The following is a 14,238-nucleotide window of genomic DNA, read 5'->3' on the forward strand; positions in this document are numbered from 1 at the left end:
TTATGAAAGGACAACACCGTCTGGATCTCATTGTGGCGTATCTGAAAAACCATACGCTGGTTACGGTAGAACAGCTGGTTGAGGCGGTTGACGCATCACCAGCCACTATCCGTCGCGATTTGATCAAGCTGGATGAGCAGGGCGTGATCAGCCGTAGTCATGGCGGCGTGGCGCTGCGGCGTTTTGAACCCGCCCAGCCCACCACCAATGAAAAACAACTGCGATCGCCCGCTGAAAAACGGGCGATCGCACGCGTTGCCGCATCGCTGGTGAATGCTGGCGATGCCGTCGTGCTGGATGCCGGTACGACAATGATGGAGCTGGCGAAATGCTTAACCCATCTTCCGCTGCGGGTCATCACCGTCGATCTGCATATTGCGCTGTTTTTAGCTGAGTTCCGGCAAATTGAAGTGACGATTGTCGGCGGTCGTATCGATGACAGCAGTCAGTCCTGTATCGGTGAGCATGGGCGTAAGCTGTTGCGCAGCGTTTATCCGAACATCGCGTTTATGAGCTGTAATTCATGGGGGGTAAAAACGGGCGTGACGACCCCAACGGAAGATAAGGCCGGGCTCAAACAGGAGATTATTGCTAATGCGCAGCGCAAAGTGTTGCTGGCGGACAGCAGTAAGTATGGCGTGCATTCGCTCTTTAATGTGGTGCCGCTTGAGCGCTTTAATGATGTGATTACCGACGTCAATCTGCCGCCGTCAGCGCAGGTTGAACTGAAAGGGCGCGCTTTTGCGCTAACGCTGGTGCAGCCGGAGTGACAGCGCCGTCAGGCGCTGCCAGTGGTGAATCAGACCGCAGAAATATTGCGGCCGTAGTAAATCTCGCGCATCTCTTTCCACAGCGCGGCGGTGATCTCCTGGCGTTCGGTTTCAGTGAGATCTTCCGGTTTGGTGTGAAACATGTAGTGCTTAAGATCGAACTCTTTAAGCAGCATCTTGGTATGGAAAATATTTTCCTGATACACGTTTACATCCACCATGTCATACAGCGACTTCATATCTTCCGACATAAAATTCTGAATAGAATTAATCTCATGATCGATAAAGTGCTTCATACCGTTGACGTCGCGCGTAAAGCCGCGCACGCGGTAATCGATGGTAACAATATCAGACTCTAGCTGGTGGATCAGGTAATTGAGCGCTTTTAGCGGTGAAATCACCCCGCAGGTTGACACTTCGATGTCGGCGCGAAAGGTGCAAAGCCCGCCTTCCGGATGGCTTTCCGGATAGGTATGCACACAGATATGGCTCTTATCGAGGTGCGCTACCACGGTTTCCGGCAGCGGGCCGGGATGTTCGGTTTGGTCGATAAGTTTCGGGTCGATCGGCTCTTCGCTCACCAGAATCGTGACGCTGGCACCCTGCGGTTCATAATCCTGACGGGCGATGTTCAGGATGTTCGCGCCGATAATGGAGCAGGTCTCCGACAGGATCTCGGTCAGTCGGTTGGCGTTATAGAGTTCATCGATATAGGCGATATAGCCATCGCGCTCTTCTGCGGTTTTGGCGTAGCAGATATCGTAAATACAAAAACTCAGGCTTTTCGTCAGATTGTTAAAGCCATGCAGTTTCAGCTTTTTCAATTTTTATCACCTCCTTAACGTCACTGTGCGGACAGTGCGTCATGTAGATATTGCGGTAGCGCAAATGCAGCGGCATGAATAGCCGGGTTGTAATAGCGACATTTGAGGCCGGCGGCATGAAAACGCGCCTGAATAATTTCGCTCGACAGGTGACGAAGAGCGTCGTTGTCCGTCGCCCAGGCGAAGGTCATAATGCCGCCGTAATAGGTCGGAATCGCCGCCTGGTAGAAGCCGACATCGCTGAAGTAATGACTCAGCTTGCGGTGGCTATCGAGCGCTTCATCCTGTTGCAGGAAGCACACGCCGTTCTGGGCGACAAAAATGCCGCCCGGATTCAGGCAACGCTTACAGCCTTCATAAAAGGCGGAGGTAAACAGGCTTTCGCCGGGGCCTATCGGATCGGTACAGTCGGAAATGATCACATCAAAGGTCTGATGGGTCTGATTGACGAAATTCACGCCGTCGTCGATTACCAGCGTAAAGCGCGGATCGTCGTAGCTGCCGGCATTGTGGTTGGGTAAATACTGGCGGCAAAACGAGACTACGCCAGCGTCGATCTCCACCATGGTGATGGTTTCGACATTTTTATGCCGGGTAACTTCACGTAGCATTGCGCCGTCGCCGCCGCCGATAATCAGAACGTGTTTCGCATGACCGTGCGCTAGCAGCGGGACGTGGGTCATCATTTCATGATAAATAAACTCGTCGCGTTCGGTGGTCTGTACCACGCCGTCCAGCGCCATCACGCGGCCAAAAGCGGCGTTTTCAAAGATGATTAAATCCTGGTGATCGGTTTTTTCATGATACAGAACGTTGTCTACGGCAAAGTACTGACCAAACTGGTCGTGTAGCGTTTCATGCCACATCGTATTTTCGGCCATTGGCTGATACCTCCATTGTTAACACCCGTAAAAAAAGGGCGCAACATCATAGCTAACAATGACCGTGGATACACGGTCATTATTTCAGCAATAGGATCGCGGAGGATTATTTAACGTAGGCTAACAGGCTCAGAGAATCACGGGCCAGAGCTTTGCATTTTTTAGCGACCGGAATACCGATGCCGCTAAGATCGCGGTAGCTGTCTTCGCCCAACGATTTCATATCGAAGGTGTCGTAGTTACTCAGGTCCCACTGATTTTGCTGGGCAAAAAAGACCAGCGCACGGCGAATCTGACTGTTGGGTAAATTTTGGTAACCACAGTCATTTTTCAGAAAAACGAAAACCGCCGTTAAATCGGCCATATCTTCGGCTTCGGATTCAGTAAGCGCATAGCTATTTGCGCATAAGGCCATCAGGCTGCCAAACAACACGGGTCTGAAAAACGTCTTCATTGCTTCTACCACGGCATCAGGGAAAGTCAACGTTAGCATACTGAGAACGTAGCGACGACTTTTATTATCAGGATTGGTCGCGGCGTTTTCATTCTTATTGTATTGCTGTCAGGAATGGTAAAGACGTGTTGCTGGCTTGACCTTCCCGTTAGGGCAGGGTCTAAGCTTAGACACCCGCCTGTTCATTATAAGGAAATGATTATGTTACGCCGTGATTTCTTAAAATATTCAGTGGCGCTGGGGGTTGCATCAGCGCTGCCGCTGTGGAGCCGCGCCGCTTTTGCCGCCGAACGTCCCGCGTTGCCTATTCCTGACCTGTTAACGGCAGATGCAAGCAACCGTATGCAGTTGATTGTTAAAGCCGGACAGTCGACATTCGCCGGTAAGAACGCGACAACCTGGGGCTACAACGGTAATTTGCTGGGGCCAGCGGTACAGCTCCACAAAGGAAAAAGTGTGACCGTTGATATCCATAACCAACTGGCCGAAGACACGACGCTTCACTGGCATGGTCTGGAGATTCCGGGCATCGTCGACGGCGGCCCGCAGGGAATTATTCCCGCAGGCGGAACCCGCACGGTGACGTTTACACCGGAGCAACGCGCCGCGACCTGCTGGATTCATCCGCACAAACACGGCAAAACCGGGCGCCAGGTGGCGATGGGCCTTGCCGGACTGGTGCTGATTGAAGATGACGAGATTCGCAAATTGCGCCTGCCGAAACAGTGGGGCATCGACGATGTACCGGTGATCATTCAGGACAAACGTTTCTCCGCCGATGGCCAGATTGATTATCAACTGGATATTATGACCGCCGCCGTCGGCTGGTTTGGCGATACGCTGCTGACCAATGGCGCTATCTATCCGCAGCATTCCGCGCCGAAAGGCTGGCTACGTCTGCGCTTGCTAAATGGCTGTAATGCGCGTTCGCTGAATATCGCCGCCAGCGATAATCGTCCGCTTTATGTGATTGCCAGCGACGGCGGCCTGCTGGCGGAGCCGGTGAAAGTCACCGAACTGCCGTTATTAATGGGCGAGCGTTTTGAAGTGCTGGTGGATATCAGCGACGGGAAAGTCTTTGATCTGGTGACGCTGCCGGTCAGCCAGATGGGAATGGCGATCGCTCCGTTTGATAAACCGCATCCGGTGATGCGTATCCAGCCGCTGCGGATTACCGCCTCCGGTACGCTGCCGGATACGTTGACGACGATGCCTGCGTTGCCGTCGCTGGAAGGGCTAACGGTGCGCAACCTGAAACTGTCGATGGACCCGCGTCTTGATATGATGGGGATGCAAATGCTGATGAAGAAATATGGCGCTCAGGCGATGAGCGGTATGGATCATGACAGCATGAACGCGCATATGCAGGGCGGCAATATGGGGCATGGCGAGATGGATCATGGCAACATGGATCACAGCGGGATGAATCATGGCGCGATGGGCAATATGAATCACGGCGGAAAATTCGACTTCCATAACGCTAACTTTATTAACGGCCAGGTCTTCGATATGAACAAACCGATGTTCGCGGCGCAAAAAGGCCGACATGAACGTTGGGTGATTTCCGGCGTGGGCGACATGATGCTGCATCCTTTCCATATTCACGGCACGCAGTTCCGTATTCTGTCAGAGAACGGCAAAGCGCCAGCAGCGCACAGAACGGGCTGGAAGGATACGGTACGCGTTGAGGGCGGTATCAGCGAAGTGTTGGTCAAGTTCGATCACGACGCGCCGAAGGAACATGCCTATATGGCGCACTGTCATCTGTTAGAACATGAAGATACGGGAATGATGTTAGGATTTACGGTCTAATCGCTGTCTCCGACGCAGGCCGGGTAAGGAGAAGCCGCCACCCGGTACAATGCCCGGCATACGCCGGGCATTAATGGTTATTTCGCGTCGTCAGGCAAAGCATAGGCCACGATATAGTCGCCCATCTTCGTACCAAACGAACCGTGGCCTCCGGCAGAAACGACCACGTACTGCTTACCGTTTACCTCATAGGTCATCGGCGTTGCCTGGCCTCCGGCGGGTAAACGTCCCTGCCACAGTTTTTCCCCGTTGCTCATGTTATAAGCGCGCAGGTAGTTGTCGGCGGTCGCGGCAATGAACAGTACGTTACCGGCGGTTGAGATTGGCCCGCCGAGCATGGGCATCCCCATGTTGAACGGCACCGGAACCGGCATCGGGAACGGCATACTGTCGCGCGGCGTCCCTATACGTTTCTTCCATACGATTTCATTGGTCTTCAGATCCAACGCGGAAATATAGCCCCAGGCCGGTTGTTTACACGGCAGGCCAAACGGCGAAAGGAACGGATTCAGCGTGACGCCGAATGGTACGCCGTACTGTGGCTGAATACCTGCTTCTGTACCGGTACCTTTCGCGTCTTTCGGCGGCTCCATCGGATTACCCGGGCCGCGTGGGATCAGCTTCGAGACAAACGGCAGCGCCATCGGGTTAGCGATAGCGACCTGACGGTCTGGATCGACGGAAATACCGCCCCATTCAAACATCCCCAGGTTGCCAGGGAATACCAATGTCCCCTGCTCGGACGGTGGAGTGAAGATACCTTCATAGCGCAACTGGTGGAACATAACGCGGCACACCAGTTGGTCGAACATGGTCGCGCCCCACATATCCGCGCCGGAGAGATCTTTTTTCGGGCGGAAGGTTAAATCAGAGAACGGCTGAGTTTTGGCGACGTAATCGCCTTTTGCCGCGCCCTGTGGGACCGGTTTTTCCGGAGCGGGCACGACCAGCTCGCCATTACGTCTGTCGAGCACAAAGATATTACCGGTTTTCGCTGGCGCATAGATAACCGGAACGGTGGTACCGTTAACGGTGATATCCGCCAGCGTCGGCTGTGCCGGCAGGTCCATATCCCACAGATCGTGATGGACGGTCTGATAACTCCAGGCCAGTTTCCCGGTGGTGGCATTCAGCGCCAGGATGGAGCTGGCATAACGTTCCTGCTCCGGCGTGCGGTTACCGCCCCAGATATCCGGCGTGGTCACGCCCATCGGCAGATAGACCAGATCCAGTTTCGCATCATAGGCGGCAGGCGCCCAGGAGTTCGGCGAGTTAAAGGTAAAAGCGTGCTCATCGGCTGGAATCGCGTTCGGATCTTTCGCCCCCGGATCGAAGGCCCACAGTAGTTTACCGGTATTAACGTCAAAACCACGGATAACGCCGGACGTTTCGCGGGTAGAGAAGTTATCCGTGACCGAACCGGCAATGACGATCGTTTTATCGGTGATAATCGGCGGCGACGTCGGTTCATACAGTCCCGGCGTGGTGTCCGGCATATTGGTTTGCAGATTCAGGACGCCTTTATTGGCGAAGGTTTCACACAGCTTGCCGGTTTCGGCATTCACCGCGAAAAGGCGACCGTCATTGACCGGGAGGATAATGCGGCGCGGACAGTCGGCGATGACCTCCGGCGAGGCGGTATCCGCTTTGGCCTCATGATAAGAGACGCCGCGGCAGGTCACATGCTGGAAAGACGAATCGGTCTTCAACTGAGGATCAAAATGCCACTTCTCTTTACCGCTGGCGGCGTCTAGTGCGAACAGACGCTGGTGAGCCGTACACAGGTAGAGCGTATCGCCGACTTTAATCGGGGTCACTTCGTTGGTGATTTCGCCCGGATCGTTGGGTTGTTTCAGATCGCCGGTGCGGAAGACCCACGCTTCTTTCAGTTGGTGAACGTTATCCGCAGTGATCTGTTTCAGCGGCGAATAGCGTTGGCCTTCCTGATTACGTCCATAGGCCGGCCAGTCTTCGTCGGCGATCGACGAGCTTGTTGCGGCGGGCGTGGCGTCGGCGCGAAGCGTACCGTTGATCTCCTGCGGGTCGTTGAAGCCAGCCCAGGTCAGAATGCCGCCGCTAATCAGCAGCGCCACGACCAGCGCCGCCACTGCACCGCTGGAAGGAACCACCAGACGATGCCAGACAAACGGCAATATTAGCCAGATGCCGAAAAACACCAGGATATCGCTACGCGGCGTGAGCGCCCAGAAGTCGAACCCGACTTCCCACACGCCCCAAATCATTGTCGCCAGCAGCAAGGCGGCATACAGCCACAGCGCGGCACGTTTACTGCGCCATAGCAATCCGGCCACAACCAGCATCACGAGGCCCGCGATGGGGTAGTACCAGGAACCGCCAATAGCAACCAGCCAGACACCTCCGATAAGAAGATACAGCCCACAAAGCGCTGCAAAGAGGGCCGTCAGCGTCACGAGTAATCGTGGCGATCGTGCGTTATTTTCTGCCATAAAAAGACACCATCCCAAATTGTTAATTTTTTAGTAGCAATTAAGTATAGGAATTAACATGTGTGATCGTAATCACAAAATGAGCTTTCTTATCAAATGCCGCGAATGAATACGTTTGCTGTTATACTGCGTGCCTTGCGCGTCAATGCGGCGTTATTAGTCACCGGCATTGAGTGATTTGTTTTTAAATCATATGGTTATAAATATGAAACATACTGTTGAAGTCATGATCCCCGAAGCGGAGATCAAAGCACGTATTGCCGAGCTGGGTCGTCAGATTACCGAACGTTATAAAGACAGCGGCAGTGAAATGGTGCTGGTAGGTCTGTTGCGTGGCTCATTTATGTTTATGGCGGACCTGTGCCGTGAAGTCCAGGTTCCTCATGAAGTCGATTTTATGACCGCCTCCAGTTATGGTAGCGGCATGTCCACCACCCGCGACGTGAAAATCCTCAAAGATCTGGATGAGGATATTCGCGGTAAAGACGTGCTGATTGTCGAAGACATTATTGATTCCGGTAATACGCTGTCGAAGGTCCGTGAAATCCTGGGCCTGCGCGAGCCGAAATCGCTGGCGATTTGTACGCTGCTGGATAAACCGTCTCGTCGCGAAGTGGACGTGCCGGTTGAGTTCGTTGGCTTTTCGATTCCGGACGAATTCGTAGTCGGTTACGGTATCGACTACGCCCAGCGTTATCGCCATCTACCGTATGTTGGTAAAGTGGTGCTGCTGGACGAGTAAGAGCAGAAATGCCGGATGGCGTCGCTAAAGCGACTTATCCGGCCTATAGCTAATGGCTTATTGGTGGGGAATGTATTTCAGACTTAGGGCGGAGATACCCTTATGATAGCCGTTCTCCAGCGTTTTTTTGTTGGTGGCGGTGACGTCAAGATCGCGCAGCAGGCCATCATTGATACTGTACGCCCAGCCGTGAATGGTCACATTCTGCCCGCGTTTCCACGCTGACTGCATAATGGTGGAATGCCCCAGGTTATAGACCTGCTCCATGACGTTCAATTCATAGAGCGCGTCCAGACGTTGCTCTTCGGGCATTTTTCCCAACAGCGAGCTATGTTTAAGCCAGATGTCGCGGATATGCAGCAACCAGTTATTAATCAAGCCCAGCTCAGGGTTTTCTACCGCAGCCTTGATACCGCCGCAACCGGAGTGGCCGCAAATGATAATATGCTCAACTTCCAGAACATCTACCGCATACTGAACCACGGAGAGACAGTTCAGATCGGTGTGAATAACCAGGTTAGCCACATTACGGTGAACAAACAATTCGCCCGGTTCAAGCCCGGTTAAACGCTCTGCGGGAACGCGGCTGTCGGAACATCCAATCCATAGAAAGCGCGGTTTTTGCGCTTGCGCCAGTTTCTCAAAAAATCCGGGGTCCTCTTCCACCAGCATTTTTGACCATAGTGCATTGTTGCTGATGAGTGTATCTATGTCTTTCATGGAAGTTAACGACCTGTAACCAAATAAGTGCGTTGGGCTAATATAGGGCAACTCCGTAGTTATTTAAACCATATATAAAGTGTAAGAACGTAAAGTAAGTGAGAATTTATGACCATTGCGCTGGAACTTCAACAACTTAAAAAAACCTATCCCGGCGGCGTTCAGGCGCTGCGCGGCATAGATTTGCAGGTCGAAGCGGGGGATTTTTACGCGCTTCTGGGGCCAAATGGAGCAGGGAAATCGACCACCATCGGTATTATCAGCTCATTGGTTAATAAAACGTCCGGGCGCGTTAATGTTTTTGGTTACGACCTGGAAAAAGACGTGGTTAACGCTAAGCGACAGCTTGGACTGGTGCCACAGGAGTTTAACTTTAACCCGTTTGAAACGGTGCAACAGATCGTAGTGAATCAGGCCGGTTATTACGGCGTGGAACATAAAGAGGCGGTTTTACGTAGCGAAAAGTATTTAAAACAGCTCGATCTGTGGGAAAAACGTCATGAACGCGCGCGGATGCTCTCCGGTGGGATGAAACGCCGCCTGATGATCGCCCGCGCATTGATGCATGAGCCTAAGCTATTGATTCTCGACGAGCCGACGGCGGGCGTCGATATCGAATTGCGTCGCTCGATGTGGGGATTCCTGAAAGACTTAAACGCCAAAGGCACCACGATTATTCTCACCACCCACTATCTGGAAGAGGCGGAAATGCTGTGCCGCAATATCGGTATTATTCAGCACGGCGAGCTGGTGGAAAATACCTCCATGAAAAATCTGCTTTCAAAGCTGAAATCGGAGACGTTTATTCTGGATTTAGCGCCAAAAAGCCCGCTGCCTAAGCTTGCGGGTTATCAATATCGTCTGGTGGATACCTCGACTCTGGAGGTTGAAGTGTTGCGCGAGCAGGGGGTTAACAGCGTTTTTAGCCAACTGAGCGAGCAGGGGGTTCAGGTATTAAGTATGCGTAATAAAGCCAACCGTCTGGAAGAACTGTTTGTGTCGCTGGTTCATGAAAAACAAGGAGATCGCGCATGATGCAGCTTTACTGGGTTGCCCTTAAAAGCATCTGGGCGAAAGAGATCCACCGCTTTATGCGGATCTGGGTGCAAACGCTAGTGCCGCCTGTCATCACGATGACGCTCTATTTTATTATTTTCGGTAACCTGATCGGTTCGCGCATCGGCGAAATGCATGGTTTTAGCTATATGCAATTTATTGTGCCGGGCCTGATTATGATGGCGGTTATTACTAACTCCTACGCGAATGTCGCGTCGTCATTTTTTAGCGCCAAGTTTCAGCGCAATATTGAGGAACTGCTGGTCGCGCCGGTACCAACGCACGTGATTATCGCCGGATTTGTCGGCGGCGGCGTGGCGCGCGGGCTGTGCGTGGGGATTCTGGTGACGGCGATTTCGCTCTTTTTTGTGCCTTTCCAGGTGCATTCCTGGGTATTTGTCGCGCTAACGCTGATTCTGACCGCGATTCTGTTCTCGCTGGCCGGACTGCTGAACGCCGTGTTTGCGAAAACCTTTGACGATATCAGCCTGATCCCGACCTTTGTGCTGACGCCGCTGACCTACCTCGGCGGGGTATTTTACTCGCTGACGCTGCTGCCGCCGTTCTGGCAAGGGTTGTCGCACCTGAACCCGATCGTCTACATGATCAGCGGCTTCCGTTATGGTTTCCTGGGTATCCATGATGTGCCGCTGGTGACGACGTTTGGTGTACTGGTGATCTTTATCGCCGCTTTCTACCTGCTGTGCTGGTCGCTGATCCAGCGTGGGCGTGGTTTGCGCAGTTAAGTGTTGACAGGGGAGATGGGGCGTTGGGTTGCACTTCGCTTCACCCCATCTACGGGGCCGTAATATCAATGGGTTACGGGTCTGTAGGGGGAGGCTTGCTGAAACCCAACGCTTCTCTCAGCGAATCTGAATCTCCAGCGTGGCGGTAGCCTGGTATTCTCCGGTGTGGGGAACATGTCCGGTGGTATTGACCGGCGCGGCGGTGAACTCGGTGCTGCCTCTACCGTCGGCGTAATCTTCAATCGGCAATTCGGCGCTGCCGCCGGGAACGATGGTCTTATCGTATTTATCGGAAATCCGTATCCCTAAATTCTCATTGTCGGTTTTCAGGTATTCCGGGTTGTGCGGATCGGTTTCTCCATTCAATGACATTGACAGGTTGGTGCCGTCCGCCACGTTGCTACAGGTAAAGTTTACCTGAGTGGTGACGTGCGAGTTCTGCGGACTGTCGCCGAGGTGACGAATATCTTTGCCCTCAATATCCGGCAGCCTGACCTCGATAACCTGCCCGGCGTTGATGGAACAGGACTGCGGCACGGTAATGGTCCCGGACATGGTGACGTGCGCGATAGGGGGAACGGAGGGGGGAATATTATCTCCACTGCTGCCCGGCGTTTTTGATAAATAGAGATTCATGATCGTTGTTTGCGGGATCGAGATTTCTCCGACCAAAGGATGAGTAATATAAATCCTTACCGTGCCTTTATTGCCCGCCGTCATTGATTTCATTTCTGCATCGCCACAGCCGCCTGCGGAGGCATCATTATTGCTGATTGAGGAAAACGGGACGGGAATATATTCGCCAAGCTTCCCGGCTATATACGCTTCGGTACCAATTTCCAGTTTGCCTGCCACGAGGACATAGTAATCCATATGTCCGTAGTATCGCGTCTCGCTGTGCGTGCCTTTCTGTGTCAGATCGCCGGTGGTCGCGGTGAAATAGTTGTACCCGCGATAATCACTGTTATCGCAGTCGCATTTAGCCGAATATTCTCCGCCTGCTGACCAGTGCTCTTCAACGATGGTTCCCGTCTGGTTCCCATCCGTATCGGTAATGGTTTGATTAAAACTAAAAGGAAAATCATGCGTGCCGCTGGTTGGTTGACACCAGCCGCTTCCGTTGCCCATCGTTCCGTCTGCCAGCGCATGGCCTGAAAATAGCGACAATGCCAGCAGCATCCATAAATTCTTCATTGTGTTCCTCACTGGCAGACGGCGTTCGCCATCACGATGCCGTTCATATTTTTGCTGATATCCAGACGGTAATCCGCGCGGCAAGAGGCGCTTCCCCAGTTCACCAGGAGCAGGCCCTCTTCCGGCAGGCCGCTGAGGAAGACCTGGCCTTTATCGCCGACGATACTGGCCAGGTTCGCATCCTGCCCATCGACGCTTGCCGTCGCGCCAAAGGGCACGGGCTCGCCATTGCTGCGCGTCAGCGTTAACAGCGCGCGATAGCCCTTATGCGTGTCATACGCCGCGCGCACCACCGCATTACGCGTCGGGTAGACGGTCTGGTTGTTGAGCGGAATATCCACGTTGTCGGCAAACGTGCTGCTGTCGAGCGAGATATCGTAGCGATAATACGGAGTGACGTTGGGGATCACCGTATAACCCCGGAAGTCGGTGGCGACGCCGGTCTGGTTTTCAACTGAAACGCCGCTGGCACCGGGCGCTTTAATTAAAATCGCCGCGCCGGTAATTGGCTGGCTCAGGGTAATACCGTTTTCGTGCGCCAGAATGCCGCCGCTGATGCCGTAGCTGACCTGTTGGCTATCTGGCGACTGATTGTAACCGGCGTTGAGGTTGGCATAAGTGCCTTTGTAGCTGGCGTTTACCCCGCCGGAATCACCGTCTTGTGTGCTGTGGCTCTGCTGTAACGACCAGTTCAGGTTTCTGTCACGCAGCGCGGTGCCGCTAAGGGTGGTGCTGTTCACCGTAGCATCGTGCTTACGCGTGTTCAGCATATAGCTGGCGTATAGCCTGGAATCGAACACCGTAAACGGAACATGCAGCGACAGCGTGAACAGCCGATCGTTCTGGTTATAACGATCGTCGTCGTTATCATCATCGTCATTATCCGATCGGTACTGGTAGGTGTTTTTGTTATAGCTGTAGCTTAACGTATAGCTCACCGGGCCCCAGCTATTGTTGTAGTTGGCGCTCAGAGATTCCATCTGCTGCGCGCTGTGCCAGTAATCTTCTTTTACCCAACTTAGCGTTAAGGAACCGAGCGTATCGCTAATTTGCTGGTTGACTGAAGCTTCGAAACGATTATGGCGCTTGCCGTAGTTATCATAAAAATCGTCGTCCGGGTTGATCACCTCGCTCAGCGAATTGTAGTTTTCGCTGGCGTAACGATAGCCGGCCAGCGAAAACGTGGTGCCCGTACTGACGACGCCCTTGCTGTAGCGGACGCGCCAGGATTGCCCGGCTTCTTTGCGGCCATCGTCAAATTTGGCGTGCGACCAGATACCGTCCAGGGAAATGGCCCCCAGCATCTGCATATTTTGCCCGACGCCGAAGGCGACGGACTGGTATTTATCGCCGGCAATCTGGCTGCCGCCGTACAGCGTGATACCCCACGGCAGGCCGTACAGCAGGGTCGCCTGGCCGAAGTCGTCCAGCGTGTGGTTGTCGTAATCACGATATTTACCCACGGTCACGCTGTATTTTGCCCGTCCGGTGCGCTGCAGAATCGGCAGCGAAGAGTAGGGCACGATAAAATGCTGTTCGCTACCGTCGGCTTCTTTTACCGTCACGTCGTAGTCGCCGTTGCTGCCGGTGGGAAACATATCGTTGATTTCAAATTCGCCCGGCGAAACGGCAGTTTGATAGGCGATATAACCGTTTTGCCGCACGATAACCTGCGCGTTTGAACGGGCGATGCCGCGAATCGTCGGGGCGTAACCACGCTGGCTGTTGGGCTGCATTTGATCGTCAGAGGTGAGCTGGAGGCCGCGAAAAGGTACGCTGTCGAACACGTCGGATGGCGTATTGCTGTCTCCGGCGGTGAACTGGCTTTTCAGCGCGATAATGTCGCGCTGTAAATAGTTATAAACGCTGTTCCAGCTACCGCTCTCGCCGTTATTTGCGCTCCAGTTACTGTAGTTGCGAAAACGCCACGGCCCGAGGTTAAAACCCGGCTGGAGAGCGAGATACTTCGATTCCGCATCGTCGGAATCCTCACTGGAACCGTACTCTTTATAGCCGCTGAAACTGTAGTTCAGCATTAGCGCGGTAATCCCCTCCTGCCACTTTTCCGGCGGCACGTAGCCGCGCGCGTTGTTGGCGATGTAGAGTTGAGGGATGCTTATCGATAATGCCTGTTGCTGAAAATCAAACTGCTGGCTGGCGCCGGGGATAGCGCTGAGATTGACGCAGCTTTTTTCACTCTCCAGCGTTGGAAAAAGGTCGGTTTTGACGCCGTTATCTTTTAGTTCCTGAAGCCGTAAACAGCCCTGTAATGCCTGTTGACCGTCACTGAGCGTCGTGAGTTGAAAATCAACGTTTCGCGCGCCGATTTCTGTTTTGTTGATAATGATAGTGACGTAATAGGTGCCAGGAAGTTGGCTTTTGTCGTTATCAAATGTCGACAGATCGACGCTTGTGCTATTCGCCTGCCCATGGTGTTCAATAAATGCCGGATTGAAATAGTCGCGCGCCCATGCAACATGTGCGAACGTGCTGCCCAGCGCGATACACACAGCGCAGCGCGATAAATAAAATCCCCTGTGTTGCCCTTTGCGCATCGGCACTCTCATCCCT

The 14,238-nt window shown here is 53.4% G+C and carries 12 protein-coding genes; 5 read left to right on the forward strand and 7 right to left on the reverse strand.

Annotated features, from left to right (window positions below; genetic code table 11):
• The first annotated feature begins 2 nt into the window (after positions 1 to 2).
• Positions 3 to 770, forward strand: a complete 768-nt coding sequence (locus tag ACLJRH_RS18035) for a DeoR/GlpR family DNA-binding transcription regulator (protein WP_000678255.1) — start codon at positions 3 to 5, stop codon at positions 768 to 770.
• A 29-nt stretch (positions 771 to 799) separates the two neighbouring features.
• Here ACLJRH_RS18035 and speD read toward each other — a convergent pair whose 3' ends face one another.
• The 3 genes from speD to ACLJRH_RS18050 all read right to left on the reverse strand — a co-directional run bounded on the left by speD (position 800) and on the right by ACLJRH_RS18050 (position 2,929).
• Entirely contained in the window at positions 800 to 1,594 is a 795-nt protein-coding gene (gene speD, locus ACLJRH_RS18040; RefSeq protein WP_000734276.1) for an adenosylmethionine decarboxylase, read from the reverse strand.
• Positions 1,595 to 1,614: 20 nt separating this feature from the next.
• Positions 1,615 to 2,475, reverse strand: a complete 861-nt coding sequence (gene speE / locus ACLJRH_RS18045; protein WP_000829968.1) for a polyamine aminopropyltransferase — start codon at positions 2,473 to 2,475, stop codon at positions 1,615 to 1,617.
• A gap of 106 nt (positions 2,476 to 2,581) precedes the next feature.
• Complete coding sequence (locus ACLJRH_RS18050) at positions 2,582 to 2,929, reverse strand: YacC family pilotin-like protein (RefSeq protein ID WP_000846613.1); 348 nt, start codon at positions 2,927 to 2,929, stop codon at positions 2,582 to 2,584.
• Between the two features lie 201 nt (positions 2,930 to 3,130).
• Here ACLJRH_RS18050 and cueO point away from each other — a divergent pair, with 201 nt between their 5' ends.
• The gene (gene cueO / locus ACLJRH_RS18055; protein WP_023223145.1) at positions 3,131 to 4,741 is read left to right on the forward strand and encodes a multicopper oxidase CueO; all 1,611 of its coding nucleotides are present in this window, start codon (positions 3,131 to 3,133) and stop codon (positions 4,739 to 4,741) included.
• Between the two features lie 77 nt (positions 4,742 to 4,818).
• Here the strand turns inward: cueO and ACLJRH_RS18060 are convergent, their stop codons facing one another.
• Positions 4,819 to 7,209 (reverse strand): glucose/quinate/shikimate family membrane-bound PQQ-dependent dehydrogenase, encoded by a 2,391-nt coding sequence (locus ACLJRH_RS18060; protein ID WP_000829733.1) that lies wholly within the window; start codon positions 7,207 to 7,209, stop codon positions 4,819 to 4,821.
• Positions 7,210 to 7,414: 205 nt separating this feature from the next.
• Here ACLJRH_RS18060 and hpt point away from each other — a divergent pair, with 205 nt between their 5' ends.
• Positions 7,415 to 7,951 carry a hypoxanthine phosphoribosyltransferase gene (gene hpt / locus ACLJRH_RS18065; RefSeq protein WP_000683342.1) on the forward strand — a complete coding sequence of 179 codons (537 nt, stop codon included), beginning with the start codon at positions 7,415 to 7,417 and terminating at the stop codon, positions 7,949 to 7,951.
• Between the two features lie 57 nt (positions 7,952 to 8,008).
• Here hpt and can read toward each other — a convergent pair whose 3' ends face one another.
• Positions 8,009 to 8,671 carry a carbonate dehydratase gene (gene can, locus ACLJRH_RS18070; protein WP_000651590.1) on the reverse strand — a complete coding sequence of 221 codons (663 nt, stop codon included), beginning with the start codon at positions 8,669 to 8,671 and terminating at the stop codon, positions 8,009 to 8,011.
• Positions 8,672 to 8,779: 108 nt separating this feature from the next.
• Here can and ACLJRH_RS18075 point away from each other — a divergent pair, with 108 nt between their 5' ends.
• Positions 8,780 to 9,706, forward strand: a complete 927-nt coding sequence (locus ACLJRH_RS18075) for an ABC transporter ATP-binding protein (protein WP_000150617.1) — start codon at positions 8,780 to 8,782, stop codon at positions 9,704 to 9,706.
• Positions 9,703 to 10,473, forward strand: coding sequence for an ABC transporter permease (locus ACLJRH_RS18080; protein WP_000983418.1), 771 nt, complete (start codon positions 9,703 to 9,705; stop codon positions 10,471 to 10,473). Before ACLJRH_RS18075 ends, ACLJRH_RS18080 begins: the two co-directional genes overlap by 4 nt.
• Before the next feature lie 117 nt (positions 10,474 to 10,590).
• Here the strand turns inward: ACLJRH_RS18080 and ACLJRH_RS18085 are convergent, their stop codons facing one another.
• Together ACLJRH_RS18085 and ACLJRH_RS18090 are read right to left on the reverse strand one after the other, a co-directional pair.
• Complete coding sequence (locus tag ACLJRH_RS18085; protein ID WP_000794035.1) at positions 10,591 to 11,667, reverse strand: fimbrial protein; 1,077 nt, start codon at positions 11,665 to 11,667, stop codon at positions 10,591 to 10,593.
• A gap of 8 nt (positions 11,668 to 11,675) precedes the next feature.
• Positions 11,676 to 14,222 (reverse strand): fimbrial outer membrane usher protein, encoded by a 2,547-nt coding sequence (locus tag ACLJRH_RS18090; RefSeq protein ID WP_023136513.1) that lies wholly within the window; start codon positions 14,220 to 14,222, stop codon positions 11,676 to 11,678.
• Positions 14,223 to 14,238: the final 16 nt, after the last annotated feature.

This window comes from Salmonella sp. SAL04162, assembly GCF_046551535.1.
GTDB classification, from domain to species: Bacteria; Pseudomonadota; Gammaproteobacteria; order Enterobacterales; family Enterobacteriaceae; genus Salmonella; species Salmonella enterica.